General features: G+C 54.0%; 28 protein-coding genes. All 28 read left to right on the top strand.

The annotated features are described in order from the left end of the window. Positions 1 to 37 precede the first annotated feature (37 nt). The 28 genes from rpoC (at position 38) to rpmJ (ending at position 19,735) form a co-directional block, all read left to right on the top strand. On the top strand, positions 38 to 4,237 hold the full coding sequence (rpoC, locus tag QUE41_RS01235; RefSeq protein ID WP_286341192.1) for a DNA-directed RNA polymerase subunit beta': 4,200 nt from the start codon (positions 38 to 40) through the stop codon (positions 4,235 to 4,237). Between the two features lie 230 nt (positions 4,238 to 4,467). Further along, on the top strand, positions 4,468 to 4,842 hold the full coding sequence (rpsL, locus tag QUE41_RS01240; protein ID WP_028110710.1) for a 30S ribosomal protein S12: 375 nt from the start codon (positions 4,468 to 4,470) through the stop codon (positions 4,840 to 4,842). Between the two features lie 84 nt (positions 4,843 to 4,926). Then, positions 4,927 to 5,397 (top strand): 30S ribosomal protein S7, encoded by a 471-nt coding sequence (rpsG, locus tag QUE41_RS01245; protein WP_028110709.1) that lies wholly within the window; start codon positions 4,927 to 4,929, stop codon positions 5,395 to 5,397. Between the two features lie 80 nt (positions 5,398 to 5,477). After that, positions 5,478 to 7,577, top strand: a complete 2,100-nt coding sequence (fusA, locus tag QUE41_RS01250) for an elongation factor G (RefSeq protein WP_286341193.1) — start codon at positions 5,478 to 5,480, stop codon at positions 7,575 to 7,577. A gap of 57 nt (positions 7,578 to 7,634) precedes the next feature. Beyond that, positions 7,635 to 8,819 (top strand): elongation factor Tu, encoded by a 1,185-nt coding sequence (gene tuf / locus QUE41_RS01255; RefSeq protein ID WP_286341194.1) that lies wholly within the window; start codon positions 7,635 to 7,637, stop codon positions 8,817 to 8,819. 307 nt (positions 8,820 to 9,126) lie between these two features. Further along, positions 9,127 to 9,438 carry a 30S ribosomal protein S10 gene (gene rpsJ / locus QUE41_RS01260; protein WP_028110655.1) on the top strand — a complete coding sequence of 104 codons (312 nt, stop codon included), beginning with the start codon at positions 9,127 to 9,129 and terminating at the stop codon, positions 9,436 to 9,438. Positions 9,439 to 9,466: 28 nt separating this feature from the next. After that, positions 9,467 to 10,105, top strand: a complete 639-nt coding sequence (rplC, locus tag QUE41_RS01265; RefSeq protein WP_028110656.1) for a 50S ribosomal protein L3 — start codon at positions 9,467 to 9,469, stop codon at positions 10,103 to 10,105. Between the two features lie 17 nt (positions 10,106 to 10,122). Continuing rightward, positions 10,123 to 10,728: a 50S ribosomal protein L4 gene (gene rplD / locus QUE41_RS01270; RefSeq protein WP_028110657.1), complete on the top strand. Its 606-nt coding sequence runs from the start codon at positions 10,123 to 10,125 to the stop codon at positions 10,726 to 10,728. Then, a complete protein-coding gene (gene rplW, locus QUE41_RS01275) occupies positions 10,725 to 11,027 on the top strand; it encodes a 50S ribosomal protein L23 (protein WP_028110658.1) in 303 nt (100 codons plus the stop codon). The genes rplD and rplW overlap by 4 nt, the downstream gene beginning before the upstream one ends. An 18-nt stretch (positions 11,028 to 11,045) precedes the next feature. Further along, positions 11,046 to 11,870 (top strand): 50S ribosomal protein L2, encoded by an 825-nt coding sequence (gene rplB, locus QUE41_RS01280; protein WP_286341195.1) that lies wholly within the window; start codon positions 11,046 to 11,048, stop codon positions 11,868 to 11,870. 18 nt (positions 11,871 to 11,888) lie between these two features. Further along, positions 11,889 to 12,170, top strand: a complete 282-nt coding sequence (gene rpsS / locus QUE41_RS01285) for a 30S ribosomal protein S19 (protein WP_028110660.1) — start codon at positions 11,889 to 11,891, stop codon at positions 12,168 to 12,170. 10 nt (positions 12,171 to 12,180) lie between these two features. Beyond that, complete coding sequence (gene rplV / locus QUE41_RS01290) at positions 12,181 to 12,513, top strand: 50S ribosomal protein L22 (protein WP_028110661.1); 333 nt, start codon at positions 12,181 to 12,183, stop codon at positions 12,511 to 12,513. A 10-nt stretch (positions 12,514 to 12,523) separates the two neighbouring features. Beyond that, positions 12,524 to 13,210: a 30S ribosomal protein S3 gene (gene rpsC / locus QUE41_RS01295; protein WP_028110662.1), complete on the top strand. Its 687-nt coding sequence runs from the start codon at positions 12,524 to 12,526 to the stop codon at positions 13,208 to 13,210. Positions 13,211 to 13,221: 11 nt separating this feature from the next. Further along, on the top strand, positions 13,222 to 13,635 hold the full coding sequence (rplP, locus tag QUE41_RS01300) for a 50S ribosomal protein L16 (protein WP_028110663.1): 414 nt from the start codon (positions 13,222 to 13,224) through the stop codon (positions 13,633 to 13,635). Then, a complete protein-coding gene (rpmC, locus tag QUE41_RS01305; protein WP_028110664.1) occupies positions 13,635 to 13,826 on the top strand; it encodes a 50S ribosomal protein L29 in 192 nt (63 codons plus the stop codon). The genes rplP and rpmC overlap by 1 nt, the downstream gene beginning before the upstream one ends. Further along, the gene (rpsQ, locus tag QUE41_RS01310; RefSeq protein ID WP_028110665.1) at positions 13,826 to 14,077 is read left to right on the top strand and encodes a 30S ribosomal protein S17; all 252 of its coding nucleotides are present in this window, start codon (positions 13,826 to 13,828) and stop codon (positions 14,075 to 14,077) included. Before rpmC ends, rpsQ begins: the two co-directional genes overlap by 1 nt. 163 nt (positions 14,078 to 14,240) lie before the next feature. Beyond that, the gene (gene rplN, locus QUE41_RS01315) at positions 14,241 to 14,609 is read left to right on the top strand and encodes a 50S ribosomal protein L14 (RefSeq protein WP_286341196.1); all 369 of its coding nucleotides are present in this window, start codon (positions 14,241 to 14,243) and stop codon (positions 14,607 to 14,609) included. 11 nt (positions 14,610 to 14,620) lie between these two features. Continuing rightward, positions 14,621 to 14,932 carry a 50S ribosomal protein L24 gene (gene rplX, locus QUE41_RS01320; RefSeq protein WP_286341197.1) on the top strand — a complete coding sequence of 104 codons (312 nt, stop codon included), beginning with the start codon at positions 14,621 to 14,623 and terminating at the stop codon, positions 14,930 to 14,932. A 16-nt stretch (positions 14,933 to 14,948) separates the two neighbouring features. Next, positions 14,949 to 15,488: a 50S ribosomal protein L5 gene (gene rplE / locus QUE41_RS01325; protein ID WP_028110668.1), complete on the top strand. Its 540-nt coding sequence runs from the start codon at positions 14,949 to 14,951 to the stop codon at positions 15,486 to 15,488. A gap of 11 nt (positions 15,489 to 15,499) precedes the next feature. Then, on the top strand, positions 15,500 to 15,805 hold the full coding sequence (gene rpsN / locus QUE41_RS01330) for a 30S ribosomal protein S14 (RefSeq protein WP_136854575.1): 306 nt from the start codon (positions 15,500 to 15,502) through the stop codon (positions 15,803 to 15,805). A 20-nt stretch (positions 15,806 to 15,825) separates the two neighbouring features. Further along, positions 15,826 to 16,218 (top strand): 30S ribosomal protein S8, encoded by a 393-nt coding sequence (gene rpsH / locus QUE41_RS01335; protein WP_028110670.1) that lies wholly within the window; start codon positions 15,826 to 15,828, stop codon positions 16,216 to 16,218. Between the two features lie 11 nt (positions 16,219 to 16,229). Beyond that, positions 16,230 to 16,763: a 50S ribosomal protein L6 gene (gene rplF / locus QUE41_RS01340; RefSeq protein ID WP_286341198.1), complete on the top strand. Its 534-nt coding sequence runs from the start codon at positions 16,230 to 16,232 to the stop codon at positions 16,761 to 16,763. A gap of 9 nt (positions 16,764 to 16,772) precedes the next feature. Next, positions 16,773 to 17,123 carry a 50S ribosomal protein L18 gene (gene rplR, locus QUE41_RS01345; protein ID WP_136854578.1) on the top strand — a complete coding sequence of 117 codons (351 nt, stop codon included), beginning with the start codon at positions 16,773 to 16,775 and terminating at the stop codon, positions 17,121 to 17,123. Positions 17,124 to 17,138: 15 nt separating this feature from the next. Continuing rightward, a complete protein-coding gene (gene rpsE, locus QUE41_RS01350; protein ID WP_028110673.1) occupies positions 17,139 to 17,639 on the top strand; it encodes a 30S ribosomal protein S5 in 501 nt (166 codons plus the stop codon). Between the two features lie 6 nt (positions 17,640 to 17,645). Continuing rightward, positions 17,646 to 17,825, top strand: a complete 180-nt coding sequence (gene rpmD, locus QUE41_RS01355) for a 50S ribosomal protein L30 (protein ID WP_028110674.1) — start codon at positions 17,646 to 17,648, stop codon at positions 17,823 to 17,825. A gap of 1 nt (position 17,826) precedes the next feature. Further along, entirely contained in the window at positions 17,827 to 18,261 is a 435-nt protein-coding gene (rplO, locus tag QUE41_RS01360; RefSeq protein ID WP_028110675.1) for a 50S ribosomal protein L15, read from the top strand. A 14-nt stretch (positions 18,262 to 18,275) separates the two neighbouring features. Beyond that, complete coding sequence (gene secY, locus QUE41_RS01365) at positions 18,276 to 19,598, top strand: preprotein translocase subunit SecY (protein ID WP_028110676.1); 1,323 nt, start codon at positions 18,276 to 18,278, stop codon at positions 19,596 to 19,598. A gap of 23 nt (positions 19,599 to 19,621) precedes the next feature. Further along, positions 19,622 to 19,735, top strand: coding sequence for a 50S ribosomal protein L36 (gene rpmJ / locus QUE41_RS01370; RefSeq protein ID WP_083938388.1), 114 nt, complete (start codon positions 19,622 to 19,624; stop codon positions 19,733 to 19,735). Positions 19,736 to 19,786 lie beyond the last annotated feature (51 nt).

Below are 19,786 nucleotides of genomic sequence, written 5' to 3' on the forward strand. Positions count from 1 at the left end.
CGGGGCACCGAGGTTAAACCTCCACTAGGAGATGAACGTGAAAGACTTACTCCAGTTTCTGAAGAAGCAGAACAAGTCTGAAGAGTTTAACGGTATCAAGATCGGTCTGGCCTCCCCAGACATGATCCGCTCTTGGTCTTTCGGTGAAGTTAAGAAGCCGGAAACCATCAACTACCGTACCTTCAAGCCAGAGCGTGACGGCCTGTTTTGTGCACGTATCTTTGGTCCGGTAAAAGACTATGAGTGCCTGTGTGGCAAGTACAAGCGCCTGAAGCATCGCGGTGTTATCTGCGAAAAGTGTGGCGTTGAAGTTACCCAGACCAAGGTGCGCCGTGAGCGCATGGGCCACATCGAGCTGGCCAGCCCGGTTGCCCACATCTGGTTCCTGAAGTCCCTGCCTTCCCGCATCGGTCTGCTGCTGGACATGACCCTGCGTGACATTGAGCGCGTGCTGTACTTCGAAAGCTACGTAGTGATCGAAACCGGCATGACCTCTCTGGAGAAGGGCCAGATGCTCACCGAAGAGGAGTATCTGGACGCTCTGGAAGAGCACGGTGACGAGTTCGACGCCCGCATGGGTGCCGAGGCGATCCTGGAGCTGCTGAAAGCCATCGATCTCGAGAGCGAGATCAACGAGATGCGCGAAGAGCTGCCTCAGACCAACTCTGAGACCCGCCGCAAGAAGCTGACCAAGCGCCTGAAGCTGATGGAAGCCTTCTACCACTCCGGCAACAAGCCAGAGTGGATGATCATGGCGGTTCTGCCGGTTCTGCCACCGGATCTGCGTCCTCTGGTTCCTCTGGACGGCGGCCGATTCGCGACCTCGGATCTGAACGATCTGTACCGTCGTGTGATCAACCGTAACAACCGTCTGAAGCGCCTGCTGGACCTGGCGGCCCCTGACATCATCGTACGCAACGAAAAGCGTATGCTGCAGGAGTCCGTGGATGCCCTGCTGGATAACGGCCGTCGCGGTCGTGCCATCACCGGTTCCAACAAGCGTCCTCTGAAATCCCTGGCCGACATGATCAAGGGTAAGCAGGGTCGTTTCCGTCAGAACCTGCTGGGTAAGCGCGTGGACTACTCCGGTCGTTCCGTAATTACCGTAGGTCCTACTCTGCGTCTGCATCAGTGCGGTCTGCCCAAGAAGATGGCTCTGGAACTGTTCAAGCCCTTCATCTACGGCAAGCTGGAAGGTCGTGGCCTGGCCACTACCATCAAAGCCGCCAAGAAGATGGTTGAGCGTGAAGTACCTGAGGTTTGGGACGTACTGGACGAAGTGATTCGTGAGCACCCAGTTCTGCTGAACCGTGCACCGACTCTGCACCGACTGGGTATCCAGGCGTTTGAGCCCGTGCTGATCGAAGGTAAAGCGATTCAGCTGCACCCCCTGGTGTGTGCGGCCTATAACGCCGACTTCGATGGTGACCAGATGGCGGTACACGTACCCCTGACCCTGGAAGCCCAGCTGGAAGCCCGTGCGCTGATGATGTCCACCAACAACATCCTGTCGCCCGCTTCCGGTGATCCCATCATCGTTCCTTCCCAGGACGTGGTGCTGGGTCTGTACTACATGACCCGTGAGAAGGTGAACGATCTGGGTGAAGGCATGGTGTTTACCTCCGTGGCCGAAGCCGAGAAAGCCTACCGTACCAAGACCGCCAACCTGCACGCTCGCGTGAAGGTTCGTATCACCGACACCTTTGTGGGTGAAGATGGCGAGATCCAGGAAGAGCGTAAGATCGTCGACACCACCGTAGGTCGTGCCATCCTGTCCATGATTCTGCCTAAGGGTCTCTCCTTCGAGCACATCAACAAGGACATGGGTAAGAAGGCGATCTCCGGCGTACTGAACAGCTGCTACCGTATCCTGGGCCTGAAGCCCACCGTGATCTTCGCTGACCAGCTGATGTACACCGGTTTCCACTACGCCACCCGTTCCGGTACCTCCGTAGGTATCGACGACATGGTAGTGCCAGAAGCCAAGAAGACCATCATCGAGGCCGCCGAAGAGGAAGTCACCGAGATTCAGGAGCAGTTCCAGGCCGGTCTGGTGACCGCCGGTGAGCGCTACAACAAGGTGATCGACATCTGGGCCAGCGCCAACGAGAAAGTCTCCAAGGCGATGATGGAGAACCTGAAGACCGAAATCGTCATCAACCGTGACGGTGAAGAGGAAGATCAGGGCTCCTTCAACAGCATCTTCATGATGGCCGACTCCGGTGCTCGTGGTAGTGCTGCACAGATTCGTCAGCTGGCCGGTATGCGTGGCCTGATGGCCAAGCCAGACGGCTCCATTATCGAAACCCCCATTAAAGTGAACTTTAAAGAGGGTCTGTCGGTAGCGGATTACTTTATCTCCTCTCACGGTGCTCGTAAGGGTCTGGCGGATACCGCACTGAAGACCGCGAACTCCGGTTACCTGACTCGTCGTCTGGTGGACGTGGCTCAGGATCTGGTGATCATCGAGAACGACTGTGGCTCCGAACAGGGCCTGACCGTTAAGCCGCTGATCGAGGGTGGTGACGTGGTTGAGCCGCTGCGTGAGCGCGTGCTGGGTCGTGTGATTGCCCGTGACGTGATCAAGCCTGGCACCGAAGACGAAGTGCTGCTGCCTCGCAACACCCTGCTTGACGAGAAGATGTGTGACATCCTCGAAGAGCACTCCGTGGATGAGGTTGAAGTTCGCTCCGTTATTACCTGTGAAACCGACTTCGGCGTATGTGCCCACTGTTACGGCCGTGACCTGGCCCGTGGCCACATCGTTGGTAAGGGTGAGGCCATTGGTGTGGTTGCCGCCCAGTCCATCGGTGAGCCCGGTACCCAGCTGACCATGCGTACCTTCCACATTGGTGGTGCGGCATCTCGTGCGTCTGCTGAGTCCAACGTTCAGGTGAAGAACGCCGGTAGCCTGAAGCTGCACAACAGCAAGTACGTAACCAACTCCGACGGCAAGATCGTTATCACCTCTCGTTCTACCGAGCTGGCGATCATCGATGAGCTGGGTCGTGAGAAGGAGCGCTACAAGCTGCCTTACGGTGCGGTTCTGGAGAAGGCCGAGGAAGATGCGGTTGCCGCCGGTGACATCGTTGCCAACTGGGACCCGCACACGCACCCAATCATCACCGAAGTAGAAGGTGTGATTAAGTTCGTTGACATGATCGACGGCGTCACCATGAAGCGTGAAACCGACGAACTGACCGGTCTGTCCAGCATCGTCGTACTGGATCCGAACCAGCGCACCAGCGCCGGTAAAGAGATGCGTCCTGCGGTGAAACTGGTGGATGCGTCCGGTAACGAACTGATGATCCCTGGCACCGAAGTGCCGGCTCAGTACTTCCTGTCCGGTAACGCCATTGTCAGCATCGACGACGGCGCCACCGTGAACGTGGGTGATGCCCTGGCCCGTATTCCTCAGGAATCCGGCGGTACCAAGGATATTACCGGTGGTCTGCCACGAGTGGCCGACCTGTTTGAAGCCCGTAAGCCTAAAGAGCCTGCGATCCTGGCTGAAATCACCGGTACCATCTCCTTCGGTAAAGAGACCAAGGGTAAGCGTCGCCTGGTGATCACTCCTCACGATGGCGGCAAGCCATACGAAGAGATGATTCCGAAGTGGCGTAACCTGAACGTGTTCGAAGGTGAAAAAGTTGAGCGTGGCGAAGTGATCGCCGACGGTCCAGAGGCTCCGCATGACATTCTGCGTCTGCGAGGCATCCACGCCGTTGCCAACTACATCGTCAACGAAGTGCAGGAGGTTTACCGTCTGCAGGGTGTGAAGATTAACGATAAGCACATCGAGGTGATCATTCGCCAGATGCTGCGTAAGTGCATCATCTCCAGCGCCGGCGATTCCGATCTGCTGGAAGGCGAACAGGCTGAAGTGGCACGGGTGAACATCATCAACCGTAACCTCATCGCCGAGGGCAAGCAGCCCGCCACCTTCGAGCTGGAACTGCTGGGTATCACCAAGGCGTCCCTGGCCACCGAATCCTTCATCTCCGCGGCCTCCTTCCAGGAGACCACCCGCGTACTGACCGAAGCGGCAGTAAGCGGCAAGCAGGACGACCTGCGCGGCCTGAAGGAGAACGTGATTGTGGGTCGACTGATCCCTGCCGGTACCGGCTACGCTTATCACGAGCAGCGTAACGCCCAAGAGGAGCCAGTGGCTCCGGTGGTGAGCGCCTCGGAAGCGGAGCAGAACCTGGCGGATCTGCTGAACGCCGCCGACGACTAAGCCTCTGGCATAGCAAATGAGAAAGGGGCGCTAAGGCGCCCCTTTTTAGTTTTAGGCCGGAAAATGGCCCGGGAAGCGTACAGGTGGCAAGGAATCTTGCCTACAACGCCTGATCCTTCTGGCTATTTCTTGACACCCGGTCTGCGGGTGCTTAAAATTCCGCGTCCCCCTTTTTGGGGGTCGATTTTTCGCACCTGAAAATGAGTAGTAAACATCAATTGGAGTAATCAATGGCTACTGTAAACCAGTTGGTACGTAAGCCTCGCCAATCGAAGGTCGTTAAGACCAACGTTCCGGCTCTGGAAGCGTGCCCTCAAAAGCGTGGCGTGTGCACCCGTGTATACACCACCACCCCTAAGAAGCCGAACTCTGCACTGCGTAAAGTGTGCCGTGTTCGTCTGACCAACGGTTTTGAAGTGACCTCCTACATCGGTGGTGAGGGTCACAACCTGCAGGAGCACTCCGTGGTCCTGATCCGTGGCGGTCGTGTTAAGGATCTGCCAGGTGTGCGTTATCACACCGTTCGTGGTGCCCTGGATACTGCTGGCGTGAGCGATCGTCGCCAAGGCCGTTCCAAGTACGGTGCCAAGCGTCCTAAGTCTTAATGGTTCTCCGTTAAGTAAGGCCAAGCAACTTTAAGTTTTTGTACATCCTGTTTTGGATATACCTGAAGAAATCGGAGACATCCCATGCCAAGACGTCGCGTCGTAGGTCAACGTAAAATTCTGCCGGATCCTAAGTTCGGATCTGAGCTTCTGGCCAAGTTTGTAAACGTGGTAATGCTGGACGGTAAGAAGTCCACTGCCGAGCGCATCGTATACGGTGCCCTGGAAGCCGCTGCTTCCAAGTCCGGTAAAGACCACATCGAAATTTTTGAAACTGCTCTGGAGAACATCCGTCCTGCCGTCGAGGTTAAATCTCGTCGTGTAGGTGGTTCAACCTATCAGGTGCCGGTTGAAGTTCGCCCAGTTCGTCGTAACACCCTGGCCATGCGCTGGTTGGTGGAAGCTGCTCGTAAGCGTGGCGAAAAATCGATGGCTCTGCGTATGGCAGGTGAGCTGCTGGACGCTGCCGACAACAAAGGTTCTGCGGTTAAGAAGCGTGAAGACGTTCACCGTATGGCCGAAGCCAACAAGGCGTTTGCCCACTACCGTTGGTAAGCGCGACGGCGCAGCACAGTGTGTGCTGCGCCTGTTTTGCATGATCTCCCGGGCGATTTCCGGGATAAGAGGAAGAAATCGTGGCTCGTACTACTCCACTAGAGCGCTACCGCAACATCGGTATCTGTGCTCACGTTGACGCCGGTAAAACTACCACCACTGAGCGGGTGCTGTTCTACACCGGTTTGTCACACAAGATCGGTGAAGTGCACGATGGCGCCGCAACTATGGATTGGATGGAGCAGGAGCAGGAGCGTGGTATCACCATCACCTCTGCTGCGACCACCACCTTCTGGCGTGGTATGGAGGGTCAGTACCCCGAGCACCGCATCAACATCATCGACACCCCCGGACACGTGGACTTTACCATTGAGGTAGAGCGTTCCCTGCGTGTACTGGATGGTGCCGTCGTGGTGTTCTGTGGTTCCTCCGGTGTTGAGCCTCAGTCTGAGACCGTATGGCGTCAGGCTGACAAGTACCAGGTTCCGCGCATGGTGTTCGTCAACAAGATGGACCGCGCTGGCGCTGACTTTGAACGCGTTATCGAGCAGATCCGTGATCGTCTGGGGGCCAACTGTGTGCCTATCCAGCTGAACATCGGTGCCGAGGATGAGTTCAAGGGCGTCATCGACCTGCTGAAGATGAAGGCCATTAACTGGAACGAAGCGGACCAGGGCATGACCTTCAGCTACGATGAGATTCCTGCCGAGCTGGTCGATACGGCCACCGAATGGCGGGAATACATGGTAGAGTCCGCCGCCGAAGCATCCGAAGAGCTGATGGATAAGTACCTGGAAGAGGGTGACTTGTCCGAGGCCGAGATTCGCCAGGGTCTGCGTACTCGCACCCTGAACAACGAGATTGTTCTGGCCACCTGTGGTTCCGCCTTTAAGAATAAGGGCGTACAGGCGGTACTGGACGCGGTTGTGGAATATCTGCCGGCTCCCATTGATGTGCCTGCTATTAAAGGTGTGGATGAGCGTGAGAATGAAGTTGAGCGTCACTCCGACGACAACGAGCCCTTCTCTGCGCTGGCGTTTAAGATCGCCACTGACCCCTTTGTTGGTACCCTGACTTTCTTCCGGGTTTACTCTGGTGTAGTGAGCACCGGCGACACCGTCTACAACTCCGTTAAGGAGAAGCGTGAGCGCTTTGGTCGTATCGTGCAGATGCACTCCAACGACCGTAAAGAGCTCAAAGAGGTGCGCGCCGGGGACATCGCTGCTGCCATCGGTCTGAAAGACGTGACCACGGGTGACACCCTGTGCGACATGAATCAGAAGGTGATTCTGGAGCGCATGGAGTTCCCTGAGCCGGTCATTCAGATTGCGGTAGAGCCTCGTACCAAGGCCGACCAGGAGAAGATGGGCATTGCCCTGGGCAAGCTGGCTGCGGAGGATCCGTCCTTCCGCGTGGAGACCGATGAGGAATCCGGCCAGACCCTGATCTCCGGCATGGGCGAGCTGCACCTGGATATTATCGTTGATCGAATGAAGCGTGAGTTCAGCGTTGACTGCAACGTTGGTAAACCTCAGGTAGCTTACCGTGAGACCATCCGCTCCAAGGTGGAAGTTGAAGGTAAGTTCGTTCGTCAGTCCGGCGGTCGTGGCCAGTATGGTCACGTATGGCTCAAGATGGAGCCCAAAGAGGCTGGCGAAGGTTTCGAATTCGTCAACGACATCGTGGGTGGTGTGGTTCCCAAGGAATACATCCCCGCGGTTGAAAAAGGCTGTAAAGAGCAGATGGACATGGGTGTACTGGCTGGCTTCCCAATGCTGGACGTCAAAGTCACCCTGTTCGACGGTTCCTTCCACGATGTTGACTCCAATGAAATGGCGTTTAAGATCGCGGGTTCCATGGGCTTTAAGAAAGGCGCCATGGAAGCGGATCCCGTTCTGCTTGAGCCGATGATGAAGGTTGAGGTCACCACTCCGGAAGACTGGATGGGTGACGTCGTTGGCGACATTAACCGTCGCCGCGGAATGATCGACGGTATGGATGATGGCCCAGCCGGGCTGAAAATTATCCGCGCTAAGGTGCCATTAGCCGAAATGTTTGGTTATGCTACCGATCTGCGCTCTGCTACCCAAGGTCGCGCTTCCTACTCCATGGAATTCCTGGAGTATAACGAAGCACCGCAAAACGTAGCTCAAGCTGTAATCGATGGCCGATTTGGCTAAATCCCTTTAATACCCGGGTCGCGCCCGGGTACTTATGTAAATTGAAAGGAACACGACGTGTCTAAAGAAAAATTTGAACGTTCAAAACCGCACGTTAACGTTGGTACTATCGGCCACGTTGACCACGGTAAAACCACTCTGACCGCTGCTATCACCAACGTACTGGCTAAAGTATACGGTGGTGAAGCCAAGGACTTCGCTTCCATCGATAACGCTCCTGAAGAGCGTGAGCGTGGTATCACCATCTCTACCTCTCACGTAGAGTACGATACTCCTACCCGTCACTACGCCCACGTAGACTGCCCCGGACACGCTGACTACGTTAAGAACATGATCACCGGTGCTGCCCAGATGGACGGCGCGATCCTGGTAGTAGCTGCCACCGACGGCCCAATGCCTCAGACCCGTGAGCACATCCTGCTGTCTCGTCAGGTAGGCGTACCTTTCATCATCGTATTCATGAACAAGTGCGACATGGTTGACGATGAAGAGCTGCTGGAACTGGTAGAGATGGAAGTTCGTGAACTGCTGTCTGAGTACGAATTCCCTGGCGACGACCTGCCTGTAATTCAGGGTTCCGCTCTGAAAGCTCTGGAAGGCGAAGAAGAGTGGGAGAAGAAGATCATCGAGCTGGCTGAAGCCCTGGATTCCTACATCCCAGAGCCTGAGCGTGCCATCGACGGTGACTTCATTCTGCCTATCGAAGACGTATTCTCCATCTCCGGCCGTGGTACCGTAGTTACCGGTCGTGTAGAGCGCGGCATCATCACCGTAGGTGACGAAGTAGAGATCGTGGGCATCAAAGAAACCACCAAGACTACCTGTACTGGTGTTGAGATGTTCCGCAAGCTGCTGGACGAAGGCCGTGCCGGTGAGAACTGTGGTGTTCTGCTGCGTGGTACCAAGCGTGACGAAGTACAGCGTGGTCAGGTACTGGCTAAGCCTGGTTCCATCACTCCTCACACCAAGTTCGAGTCTGAGGTATACGTACTGTCCAAAGATGAAGGTGGTCGTCACACCCCATTCTTCAAAGGCTACCGTCCTCAGTTCTACTTCCGTACTACTGACGTAACCGGTACCATTGAGCTGCCAGAAGGCGTTGAGATGGTAATGCCTGGTGACAACATCAAGATGGTTGTTACCCTGATCTGCCCAATCGCGATGGACGACGGCCTGCGCTTCGCTATCCGTGAAGGTGGCCGCACCGTTGGTGCTGGTGTTGTAGCTAAGATCATCGAGTAATCGATATCTCGCTATGATAAAAGGGCGCCCTGGGCGCCCTTTTTTGTGGCTGGCGAATGGGGCCGGCCACCGTGGGGAGAAGATCTCGGAAAAGCTTGCAATGCGGCGAAACCCGAGTATAATCCCTCCGGTTCGCTATTAGGGCGAACGCGTAATATACGCGGTGGTGCGATAGGCATCACCTTTAACAGCGACTCCGATTTGGAGTCGAATGGTTGCGATAATCGCCGTCTTTGACCCAACTTAAAATAAAGGGGTTCAAGGATGGACGTTTTTTTGCGTAATTATTGGTTGGAGCTCTGGTCAAATGCAGAACCAAAGAATCCGTATCCGCCTGAAGGCGTTCGATCACCGTCTGATCGATCAGTCTACCGCGGAAATCGTTGAGACTGCGAAGCGCACAGGGGCTCAAGTACGGGGTCCAATCCCTCTGCCCACCCGCAAAGAGCGCTACACAGTTCTGATTTCTCCTCACGTGAACAAAGATGCACGTGATCAGTATGAAATCCGTACTCACAAGCGCATGGTGGACATCGTTGAGCCTACCGATAAGACTGTTGACGCTTTGATGCGTCTGGATCTGGCTGCCGGCGTAGACGTGCAGATCAGTCTGGGCTAATCCCAGTTTCGGAATAGAGGTTAGATAGATGGCAATCGGTCTTGTAGGTCGTAAAGTTGGTATGACTCGCATCTTCGCTGAAGATGGCGCGTCTATCCCAGTTACCGTTATCGAAGTAGAACCGAACCGCGTAACTCAGATTAAGACTCTGGAAAGCGATGGCTACGCAGCCCTGCAGATCACTGTAGGCGCTAAGAAAGCCAACCGCGTTACCAAACCTGAAGCAGGTCACTTTGCTAAAGCCGGTGTAGAAGCTGGTCGTGGTCTGTTCGAGTTCCGTCTGGGCGAAGGTGAAGGCGAAGGCATCGAAATCGGTGCTGAGCTGAAAGTTGATACTTTCGAAAACGGCCAAATCGTAGACGTTACTGGTCGCTCCAAGGGTAAAGGTTTCCAAGGCGCTGTTAAGCGTTGGAACTTCCGCACCCAGGACATGACCCACGGTAACTCCCTGAGCCACCGTGCTCCTGGTTCTATCGGTCAGAACCAGAGCCCCGGTAAGGTGTTCAAGGGCAAGAAGATGGCTGGTCACATGGGTGACGAGCGCGTAACTACCCAGAATCTGGAAGTAGTTCGCGTTGACGCCGAGCGCAACCTGCTCCTGATCAAGGGTGCAGTACCTGGCGCCAACGGCGGTAACGTTATCGTTAAACCCGCCGTTAAAGCGTAACGTCTGAGGAGATAGTAATGGAATTGGTAATGAAAGACGCGCAGAGCGCTCTTGAAGTTTCCGAAACTACCTTCGGACGTGAGTTCAATGAAGCTCTGGTACACCAGGTGGTGACTGCTTACGCAGCCAACGCCCGTCAAGGTACCGTGTCTCAGAAGACCCGCGCTGAAGTAGCTGGCACTGGCAAAAAGCCATGGCGCCAGAAAGGTACTGGCCGTGCTCGTGCCGGTACCGTTAAGAGCCCAATCTGGCGCTCCGGTGGTGTAGCTTTCGCAGCTAAGCCACAAGATCACTCTCAGAAAGTGAACAAGAAGATGTACCGCGCCGCTCTGCAGAGCATTCTGTCCGAGCTGGTACGTCAAGAACGTCTGATTGTGGTTGAGAAGTTTGGTGTTGAAGCCCCTAAAACCAAGGAGCTGGTAGCCAAGCTGAAAGAGCTGTCTGTTGATGACGTGCTGATCGTAACTGGCGAAGTAGACGAGAACCTGTTCCTCGCTTCTCGCAACCTGTACAAGGTTGACGCCCGTGACGTTGCTGGCATCGACCCAGTTAGCCTGATTGCATTCGACAAGGTGCTGATGACTGCTGATGCAGTTAAGCAGATTGAGGAGATGCTGGCATGATCCGTGAAGAACGTTTGCTGAAAGTGCTGCGTGCTCCGCACATCTCTGAAAAGAGCACCATGGCTGCTGAACTGAACAACACTATCGTGTTCAAGGTTGCCACTGATGCCACTAAGGCTGAAGTGAAAGCGGCTGTTGAAAAGCTGTTCGAAGTTGAAGTCACCGGCGTTCGCACTGTGAACGTTAAAGGCAAGACTAAGCGTACCGGCGCCCGTTTCGGCCGTCGTTCCGACTGGAAGAAAGCGTACGTTACTCTGGCCGAAGGTTCTGACATCGACTTCGTCGGCGGCGCAGAATAAGGACGAGGAGTTAAATAGATGGCTATTGTAAAATGTAAGCCTACCTCCGCGGGCCGTCGCCACGTCGTTAAGGTAGTAAACAAGGACCTGCACAAGGGTAAGCCCTTCGCAGCCCTGTTGGACAAAAAGTCCAAGTCCGGCGGTCGTAACAACGCTGGTCGCATTACTACCCGTCACATCGGTGGTGGTCACAAGCAGCACTACCGTATCGTTGACTTCAAGCGCAATAAAGATGGCATCCCTGCCACTGTAGAGCGCCTGGAATACGATCCAAACCGCAGCGCTAACATCGCTCTGGTTCTGTACGCTGACGGTGAGCGTCGCTACATCCTGGCTCCTAAGGGCCTGCAGGCTGGCGACAAGATCATGTCCGGTCTGGAAGCTGACATCAAAGTGGGTAACACGCTGCCTATGCGTTCTATCCCTGTCGGTTCCACCGTACACAACGTAGAAATGAAGCCTGGTAAAGGCGGTCAGATTGCCCGCTCCGCCGGTGCCTACGTTCAGATCGTTGCTCGTGACGGTGCCTACGTAACCGTACGTCTGCGTTCCGGCGAAATGCGTAAGCTGCCTGCCGATGGCCGCGCTACCCTGGGTGAAGTTGGCAATGCTGAGCATATGCTGCGTTCTCTGGGTAAAGCCGGTGCAAGCCGCTGGCGTGGTGTTCGTCCTACCGTTCGTGGTGTTGCCATGAACCCGGTTGATCACCCACACGGTGGTGGTGAAGGTCGTACCTCTGGTGGCCGTCACCCCGTTACTCCATGGGGTGTTCCAACCAAAGGTAAGAAGACCCGCAGCAACAAGCGTACCGACAAGTACATCGTACGTCGTCGTACCAAGTAACTTTATTGAGGATTCACCATGCCACGTTCTCTCAAGAAAGGTCCATTTATTGACCTGCACTTGCTGAAGAAGGTAGAGAAAGCGGTGGAAAGCGGGGACAAAAAGCCAGTTAAAACCTGGTCCCGTCGTTCTATGATCATTCCAGATATGATTGGTCTGACCATCGCTGTCCATAATGGTCGTCAGCACGTTCCAGTTTTCGTTACCGAAGATATGATCGGTCACAAACTGGGTGAGTTCGCGCCTACTCGTACTTATCGCGGTCACATCGCCGATAAGAAAGCGAAGAAGAAGCGTTAAGGGGTAGATGATGGAAGTTTTAGCTAAACACCGCTTCGCCCGCACTTCTCCTCAGAAGGCGCGCCTGGTAGCTGATCAAATCCGTGGTCTTCCGGTAGATCGCGCTCTGGAAATTCTGACCTACAGCCCTAAGAAAGCGGCCGTACTGGTTAAGAAGGTTCTGGAGTCTGCCATTGCCAACGCGGAGCACAACGAAGGTCTGGACATCGACGACCTGAAAGTTGCTAAAGTCTTCGTTGACGAAGGCCCGACCATGAAGCGCATCATGCCTCGCGCCAAGGGTCGTGCTGACCGCATCCTGAAACGTTCCAGCCACATCTCTGTGGTTGTGGCTGACAAGTAAGGGGACTGCAATGGGACAGAAAGTTCATCCTAATGGTATCCGCCTGGGTATTACCAAGCCTTGGAATTCTACCTGGTACGCGGATAAGAAAGAGTTTGCCGGTAACCTGCTGGGCGATCACGAAGTACGCGAGTTCCTGAAAAAGGAACTGAAGAGTGCTTCTGTGTCCAAGATTACTATTGAGCGTCCTGCCAAGAGCATCCGTGTGACCATTCACACCGCTCGTCCAGGCGTTGTAATCGGCAAGAAAGGTGAAGATGTTGAAAAACTGCGTAAGAAGGTAGCCAAGCTGGCTGGCGTTCCTGCTCAAATCAACATCTCTGAAGTTCGTAAACCAGAGCTGGACGCTCAACTGGTAGGTGACTCCGTTGCCTCTCAGCTGGAGCGTCGCGTTATGTTCCGTCGCGCTATGAAGCGTGCCGTACAAAACGCCATGCGTCTGGGTGCCAAAGGCATCAAGATCGAGGTTTCTGGTCGTCTGGGTGGCGCTGAGATCGCACGTACCGAATGGTACCGTGAAGGTCGTGTGCCTCTGCATACTTTGCGTGCTGACATCGACTACGCTACTTCCTCTGCTCACACCACTTACGGTGTAATCGGTATCAAAGTTTGGATCTTCAAAGGTGAAGTTCTGGGCGGTATGCCGGTTGAGCAGGAGCAGCCTAAGCCGGCGAAGCGCAAAGGTCGTGGTAAGTAAGGGGAACCGAGATGCTGCAACCGAAACGTACCAAGTTCCGTAAGGTTCACAAAGGTCGTAACCGTGGTATGGCTACCACTGGTGATAAGGTTAGCTTCGGTTCCTACGGACTGAAAGCTACCACTCGTGGCCGTATCACTGCTCGCCAGATTGAAGCGGCCCGTCGTGCTATGACCCGTCACATTAAGCGTCAAGGTAAAATCTGGATCCGTGTGTTCCCAGACAAGCCTATCACTGAAAAGCCGCTTGAAGTGCGTATGGGTAAAGGTAAAGGTAACGTTGAATACTGGGTAGCCCAGATTCAGCCTGGCCGTGTACTGTATGAGATGGAAGGCGTAGCCGAAGATTTGGCTCGCGAAGCCTTCGCTCTGGCTGCTGCTAAGCTGCCTGTACAGACCACCTTTGTAACTCGGACGGTGATGTAATGAAAGCTACTGAATTGCGTGAAAAAAGCGTTGAAGAGCTGAACGCGGAGCTGCTGAGCCTGCTGCGTGAACAGTTCAATCTGCGTATGCAGAACGCGACTGGTCAGCTGAAGCAGACCCACGAGCTGAAGAAGGTACGCCGCAACATCGCGCGCGTTAAGACCATTCTGACTCAGAAGGCAGGTGCGTAATGAGCGAGACTATCCGTACTCTTCAAGGTCGTGTCATCAGCGACAAGATGGATAAGTCCATCACCGTAGCCATCGAGCGCAAAGTTAAGCACCCGATCTACGGTAAGTATGTAAAGCGTACCACTAAGGTACACGCTCACGATGAGACCAACCAGTGTGGTATCGGCGACGTGGTAGAAATCCGCGAATGCCGTCCACTGTCTAAGACCAAGTCTTGGATGCTGGTAAACGTCATCGAAAAAGCTCTGTAAAACAGGCTTTTACATACTAGATAAATGGCCGGACCAGGATTTTCCCTGGACCGGCTATTTTTTATTTACCTTTTGGGCCGGAGTGGTGTTATAATTTCGCGCCTTTTAAAGGTAGCCAGTGTCCCAATTCGGGACGATTGTTGTAAAACATTCGGAGCACAAAATGATCCAAATGCAATCTGTGCTGGACGTTGCCGATAACTCCGGCGCTCGCAGCGTGCAGTGTATTAAGGTCTTGGGTGGCTCTCACCGTCGTTACGCCGGTATCGGCGACATCATCAAGGTTTCCGTTAAGGAAGCCATTCCTCGCGGTAAAGCGAAGAAAGGTGATGTATTCAACGCGGTGGTAGTACGTACCAAGAAGGGCGTTCGTCGTCCTGACGGTTCTGTTATTCGCTTTGACCGCAATGCGGCTGTACTGCTGAACGCCAGCAACCAGCCGATTGGTACTCGTATCTTCGGCCCTGTGACCCGTGAACTGCGTAATGAGCAGTTTATGAAAATCGTGTCTCTGGCCCCAGAAGTACTGTAAGGAGCTAAGAGATGGCAGCAAAAATCCGTCGCAATGACGAAGTTGTTGTACTAGCCGGTAAGGACAAGGGTAAGCGCGGTAAGGTTACCCAGATTCTGTCCAACGGCAAAGTAATCGTAGAAGGCGTTAACCTGGTGAAAAAACACCAGAAGCCTAACCCTCACCTGGGTATGGCTGGTGGCATCGTTGAAAAAGAAGCCGCCATTGACGCATCTAACATCGCGATCTTCAACCCTGCTACCAGCAAGGGCGATCGCGTAGGCTTTAGACTGGAAGACGGCAAAAAAGTCCGTTTCTTCAAGTCTAATGGTGAACTTGTTTAAGTAATTGGAGTAAACGATGGCGAAACTGCATGATTACTACAAAGATACTGTAGTAGCAGAACTGACCAAACAGTTCGATTACAAAAGTATCATGCAAGTCCCTCGGGTCGAAAAGATCACCCTGAACATGGGTGTTGGTGAAGCCGTGGCTGACAAGAAGGTACTGGAAGCAGCAGTTGCAGATATGACTGCTATCTCCGGCCAGAAGCCTCTGGTAACCAAAGCTCGCAAGTCTGTTGCTGGCTTCAAGATTCGTGAGGGCTATCCGATCGGCTGTAAAGTAACCCTGCGCGGCGAGCGTATGTGGGAGTTCCTGGAGCGCCTGATTTCTATCGCTGTTCCACGTGTACGTGACTTCCGTGGCTTGAACCCCAAGTCTTTCGACGGTCGCGGTAACTACAGCATGGGCGTTCGTGAGCAAATCATCTTCCCAGAGATCGACTACGACAAAGTAGATAAGATTCGTGGTATGGACATCACCATCACCACTTCTGCGAACTCTGACGAAGAAGGTCGTGCTCTGCTGGCTGCCTTTAACTTCCCATTCCGCAAGTAAGGTGTAGGGTTATGGCTAAAGTATCGATGAAGCAGCGCGAAATTAAGCGCGCTAAGCTGGTTGCTAAGTACGCTGAGAAGCGTGCTGCTCTTAAAGCAATCATCAATGACGTCAACTCAACCGATGAACAGCGTTGGGAAGCCGTACTGAAACTGCAACAACTTCCTCGTGACTCCAGTGCAAGTCGTCAGCGTAACCGCTGTAACATCACTGGTCGTCCGCACGGTGTACTTCGCAAGTTCGGCCTGAGCCGTATCAAACTGCGTGAAGCCGCCATGCGTGGTGAAGTTCCTGGCCTTAAAAAGGCCTCTTGGTAAGCCAACGGGAGTAAGCCAATATGAGCATGCAAGATCCGATCGCGGATATGCTGACGCGCATCCGTAACGGCCAGGCTGCCAACAAAGTTGCAGTTAAAATGCCGTCCTCAAAGCTGAAAGTAGCTATCGCCGATGTACTGAAAAAAGAAGGTTACATCGCTGATTTCGCTGTTTCCGGCGACGTTAAGTCCGAACTGGAAGTTACCCTGAAGTACTTCGAAGGTAAGCCAGTTGTAGAAAAAATCGAGCGAATCAGCCGTCCTGGCCTGCGCATCTACAAGAAAAAAGATGAGCTTCCAAAGGTTATGGGTGGTCTGGGTGTCGCTATCGTGTCCACTTCTCAAGGCGTGATGACCGACCGTGCTGCCCGTAAACTGGGTATGGGCGGCGAGATCGTCTGCTACGTGGCATAAGGAGAGTAACAATGTCTCGAGTAGCTAAGGCTCCCGTTACTATCCCTGCGGGCGTAGAGGTGACTCTGAACGGTCAAGAGATCGTTGTTAAAGGTGGCAAGGGTACTCTGACTCGCGTCCTCAACGATGCCGTTGAGATCGTGAAAGAAGAGAACGAAGTTAAGTTCGCTCCTCGCGAAGGCTTTGCTAAAGCCAACGCGCAGGCAGGTACTGCTCGTGCTCTGGTCAACAACATGGTTGTCGGCGTTAGCGAAGGCTTCACTAAGAAGCTGCAGCTGAACGGCGTAGGTTACCGTGCTGCCATCAAAGGCAACGCCGTAGCTCTGACCCTGGGCTTTTCTCACCCTGTAGAGCACGCTCTGCCTGAAGGTGTGAAGGCTGAGTGCCCAAGCCAAACTGAAATCGTTCTTACTGGCGCAGATAAGCAGGCCGTTGGTCAAGTGGCCGCTGACATCCGTGCATACCGTGCTCCTGAGCCTTACAAAGGCAAGGGTGTTCGTTACGCGGATGAGAACGTGCGTCGTAAAGAAGCCAAGAAGAAGTAAGGTAACACGATGGACAAGAAAGCAGCTCGTCTTCGTCGCGCGACTCGCGCACGCAAGCAAATGCAAGAACTGGGCGCGACTCGTCTGGTTGTGCACCGTACTCCACGTCACATTTACGCTCAGGTTATCAACGCCGAATCTCAGGTACTGGCTGCGGCCTCTACCACCGAGAAAGCCGTTGCTGCTGATCTGAAGGGCACTGGTAACATCGACGCCGCCAAGCTGGTAGGTAAGGTGATTGCCGAGCGTGCTCAAGAGAAGGGCGTTAAGAATGTGTCTTTCGACCGCAGCGGATTCAAGTATCACGGCCGTGTTGCTGCACTGGCTGATGCTGCCCGTGAAGCTGGTCTCCAGTTCTAAGGTTGGGAGTGGAAAATGGCTAATATTGAAAAGCAAGCCGGTGACCTGCAAGAAAAACTGATTGCAGTAAACCGTGTTTCTAAAGTAGTTAAGGGTGGTCGCATCTTCAGCTTCACCGCTCTGACTGTAGTTGGTGACGGCAACGGCCGCGTTGGCTTTGGTTACGGTAAGGCTCGTGAAGTGCCTGCCGCTATCCAGAAGGCAATGGAAAAGGCTCGCCGCAACCTGGTTACCGTTCGTCTGCACAACGGCACCCTGCAGCACCCTGTTAAGGGCCGTCACTCCGGCTCCAAGGTGTACATGCAGCCCGCTTCCGAAGGTACCGGTATCATCGCCGGCGGTGCAATGCGCGCCGTTCTGGAAGTTGTAGGTGTACATAACGTACTGTCTAAGGCATACGGCTCTACCAACCCGATCAACATCGTTCGTGCAACTATCGACGCTCTGACTTCGATGCACGCTCCTGATCAGGTGGCAGCTAAGCGTGGCCTGAGCATCGACGAGATCCTGGGGTAAGCTGACATGGCTAAAACTATCAAGGTTACTCAGACCAAGAGCTCTATCGGTCGTCTGCCTAAGCATAAGGCGACTCTGGTAGGCCTGGGTCTGCGCAAAATCGGTCACACCGTTGAGCTGGAAGACACTCCTTCCGTTCGCGGCATGATCAACAAGGTTTCCTACATGGTTAAGGTGGAGGGCTAAGATGCGTCTGAATACTTTGTCTCCAGCCGCTGGTGCTAAGACTTCCGCCAAGCGTGTAGGCCGTGGTATCGGTTCCGGTCTGGGTAAGACCGGTGGCCGTGGTCACAAGGGTCAAAAGTCCCGTTCCGGCGGTGGCGTACGTCCAGGTTTCGAAGGTGGTCAAATGCCTATGAAGCAACGCCTGCCGAAGTTCGGTTTTACCTCCCGCAAGGCGATGGTAACTGCCGAAGTTCGTCTGAGCGAGCTGACTAAGGTTGAAGGCGACCTGGTGACTCTGGAAACCCTGAAAGATGCGAACGTTGTTTCTGGCAACATTAAGTTTGCGAAAGTTGTTCTTTCAGGTAAAATCGAGCGCCCTGTGACCATCAAAGGTCTTAAAGCGACCAAAGGTGCACGCGAAGCCATTGAGGCTGCGGGCGGCAAGATCGAAGAATAACGGGATAGTACAATATGGCTAAGCCAGGTGTTGAGTTAAATAGTGCGAAAGGTGGCCTTTCGGAGCTGAAAGCGCGTCTGCTGTTTGTGCTGGGCGCAATCATCGTTTTCCGAGCTGGTTCTTTCGTACCAATCCCTGGTATTGACGCCGCTGTACTGGCCGAGCTGTTCGATCAGCAACAGGGCACCATCGTGAGCATGTTCAACATGTTCTCCGGTGGCGCCCTGGAACGCGCCTCCATCCTTGCACTGGGGATCATGCCGTACATTTCGGCGTCGATCATCATGCAGCTTCTGACTGTGGTTCACCCAGCAATGGCTGAACTGAAGAAGGAAGGGGAGGCGGGTCGCCGGAAGATCAGCCAATACACCCGTTACGGGACTTTGGTATTGGCGACCTTCCAGTCGTTCGGTATTGCAACTGGTTTGCCCAACATGATCTCCGGACTGGTGGTTAACCCGGGCCCTGCGTTTTACTTTACCGCAGTGGTTTCCCTGGTAACCGGTACCATGTTCCTGATGTGGTTGGGTGAGCAGATTACCGAGCGTGGCATTGGTAACGGCATCTCCATCATTATCTTTACAGGTATTGTTGCCGGCCTGCCATCGGCGATTGGCCAGACTGCAGAACAAGCGCGTCAAGGTGAACTGCACGTGCTGCTGCTGCTCGTACTTGCGGTAATCATCTTTGCCGTGACCTACTTTGTGGTATTCATGGAGCGCGGACAGCGCCGTATCGTGGTAAACTACGCCAAGCGTCAGCAAGGCCGCCGCGTATTCGCTGCCCAGAGCACCCATCTGCCGCTGAAGGTCAACATGGCTGGTGTGATTCCGCCAATCTTCGCGTCCAGTATCATTCTGTTCCCAGGAACCCTGGCTCAGTGGTTCGGTAACAATGAAGGTCTGCGTTGGTTGTCTGACATCTCTGTAGTGCTGTCCCCAGGTCAGCCGCTGTATGTGATGATCTATGCGGTAGCGATTATCTTCTTCTGTTTCTTCTACACCGCGCTGGTATTTAACCCTCGCGAAACGGCAGACAACCTGAAGAAGTCCGGTGCATTCATCCCTGGTATTCGTCCAGGTGAACAGACCGCCCGTTATATCGATAAAGTGATGACCCGCCTGACTCTGGCTGGTGCCGCTTACATCACCTTTATCTGTCTGATTCCGGAATTCATGATGATCGGCCTGAACGTTCAGTTCTATTTCGGCGGTACTTCGCTGCTGATTATGGTCGTGGTAATCATGGATTTCATAGCTCAGGTCCAGACTCATATGATGTCTCATCAGTATGATTCTGTTCTGAAAAAAGCGAACCTTAAGGGCTATAGCCGTTAAGTCGCTCTCGACGGAGTAGCAAAATGAAAGTTCGTGCGTCCGTAAAAAAGATGTGTCGTAACTGCAAAGTTATTAAGCGTCACGGCGTTGTACGTGTTATCTGCTCTGAGCCGAAGCACAAGCAGCGTCAAGGTTAATCAGAGTTCTCTCTGAGAAAAACCAAAAAACGTAGCGCTAGGCTGACCTCG

This window comes from Ferrimonas sp. YFM (assembly GCF_030296015.1).
Taxonomy (GTDB): domain Bacteria; phylum Pseudomonadota; class Gammaproteobacteria; order Enterobacterales; family Shewanellaceae; genus Ferrimonas.

Bases quoted from the DNA above. Each gene is read 5' to 3' on its own strand.
- rpsL (WP_028110710.1), top strand. From the start codon at position 4,468: ATGGCTACTGTAAACCAGTTGGTACGTAAGCCTCGCCAATCGAAGGTC.
- rpsG (WP_028110709.1), top strand. From the start codon at position 4,927: ATGCCAAGACGTCGCGTCGTAGGTCAACGTAAAATTCTGCCGGATCCT.
- rpsJ (WP_028110655.1), top strand. From the start codon at position 9,127: ATGCAGAACCAAAGAATCCGTATCCGCCTGAAGGCGTTCGATCACCGT.
- rplC (WP_028110656.1), top strand. From the start codon at position 9,467: ATGGCAATCGGTCTTGTAGGTCGTAAAGTTGGTATGACTCGCATCTTC.
- rplD (WP_028110657.1), top strand. From the start codon at position 10,123: ATGGAATTGGTAATGAAAGACGCGCAGAGCGCTCTTGAAGTTTCCGAA.
- rplW (WP_028110658.1), top strand. From the start codon at position 10,725: ATGATCCGTGAAGAACGTTTGCTGAAAGTGCTGCGTGCTCCGCACATC.
- rplB (WP_286341195.1), top strand. From the start codon at position 11,046: ATGGCTATTGTAAAATGTAAGCCTACCTCCGCGGGCCGTCGCCACGTC.
- rpsS (WP_028110660.1), top strand. From the start codon at position 11,889: ATGCCACGTTCTCTCAAGAAAGGTCCATTTATTGACCTGCACTTGCTG.
- rplV (WP_028110661.1), top strand. From the start codon at position 12,181: ATGGAAGTTTTAGCTAAACACCGCTTCGCCCGCACTTCTCCTCAGAAG.
- rpsC (WP_028110662.1), top strand. From the start codon at position 12,524: ATGGGACAGAAAGTTCATCCTAATGGTATCCGCCTGGGTATTACCAAG.
- rplP (WP_028110663.1), top strand. From the start codon at position 13,222: ATGCTGCAACCGAAACGTACCAAGTTCCGTAAGGTTCACAAAGGTCGT.
- rpmC (WP_028110664.1), top strand. From the start codon at position 13,635: ATGAAAGCTACTGAATTGCGTGAAAAAAGCGTTGAAGAGCTGAACGCG.
- rpsQ (WP_028110665.1), top strand. From the start codon at position 13,826: ATGAGCGAGACTATCCGTACTCTTCAAGGTCGTGTCATCAGCGACAAG.
- rplN (WP_286341196.1), top strand. From the start codon at position 14,241: ATGATCCAAATGCAATCTGTGCTGGACGTTGCCGATAACTCCGGCGCT.
- rplX (WP_286341197.1), top strand. From the start codon at position 14,621: ATGGCAGCAAAAATCCGTCGCAATGACGAAGTTGTTGTACTAGCCGGT.
- rplE (WP_028110668.1), top strand. From the start codon at position 14,949: ATGGCGAAACTGCATGATTACTACAAAGATACTGTAGTAGCAGAACTG.
- rpsN (WP_136854575.1), top strand. From the start codon at position 15,500: ATGGCTAAAGTATCGATGAAGCAGCGCGAAATTAAGCGCGCTAAGCTG.
- rpsH (WP_028110670.1), top strand. From the start codon at position 15,826: ATGAGCATGCAAGATCCGATCGCGGATATGCTGACGCGCATCCGTAAC.
- rplF (WP_286341198.1), top strand. From the start codon at position 16,230: ATGTCTCGAGTAGCTAAGGCTCCCGTTACTATCCCTGCGGGCGTAGAG.
- rplR (WP_136854578.1), top strand. From the start codon at position 16,773: ATGGACAAGAAAGCAGCTCGTCTTCGTCGCGCGACTCGCGCACGCAAG.
- rpsE (WP_028110673.1), top strand. From the start codon at position 17,139: ATGGCTAATATTGAAAAGCAAGCCGGTGACCTGCAAGAAAAACTGATT.
- rpmD (WP_028110674.1), top strand. From the start codon at position 17,646: ATGGCTAAAACTATCAAGGTTACTCAGACCAAGAGCTCTATCGGTCGT.
- rplO (WP_028110675.1), top strand. From the start codon at position 17,827: ATGCGTCTGAATACTTTGTCTCCAGCCGCTGGTGCTAAGACTTCCGCC.
- secY (WP_028110676.1), top strand. From the start codon at position 18,276: ATGGCTAAGCCAGGTGTTGAGTTAAATAGTGCGAAAGGTGGCCTTTCG.
- rpmJ (WP_083938388.1), top strand. From the start codon at position 19,622: ATGAAAGTTCGTGCGTCCGTAAAAAAGATGTGTCGTAACTGCAAAGTT.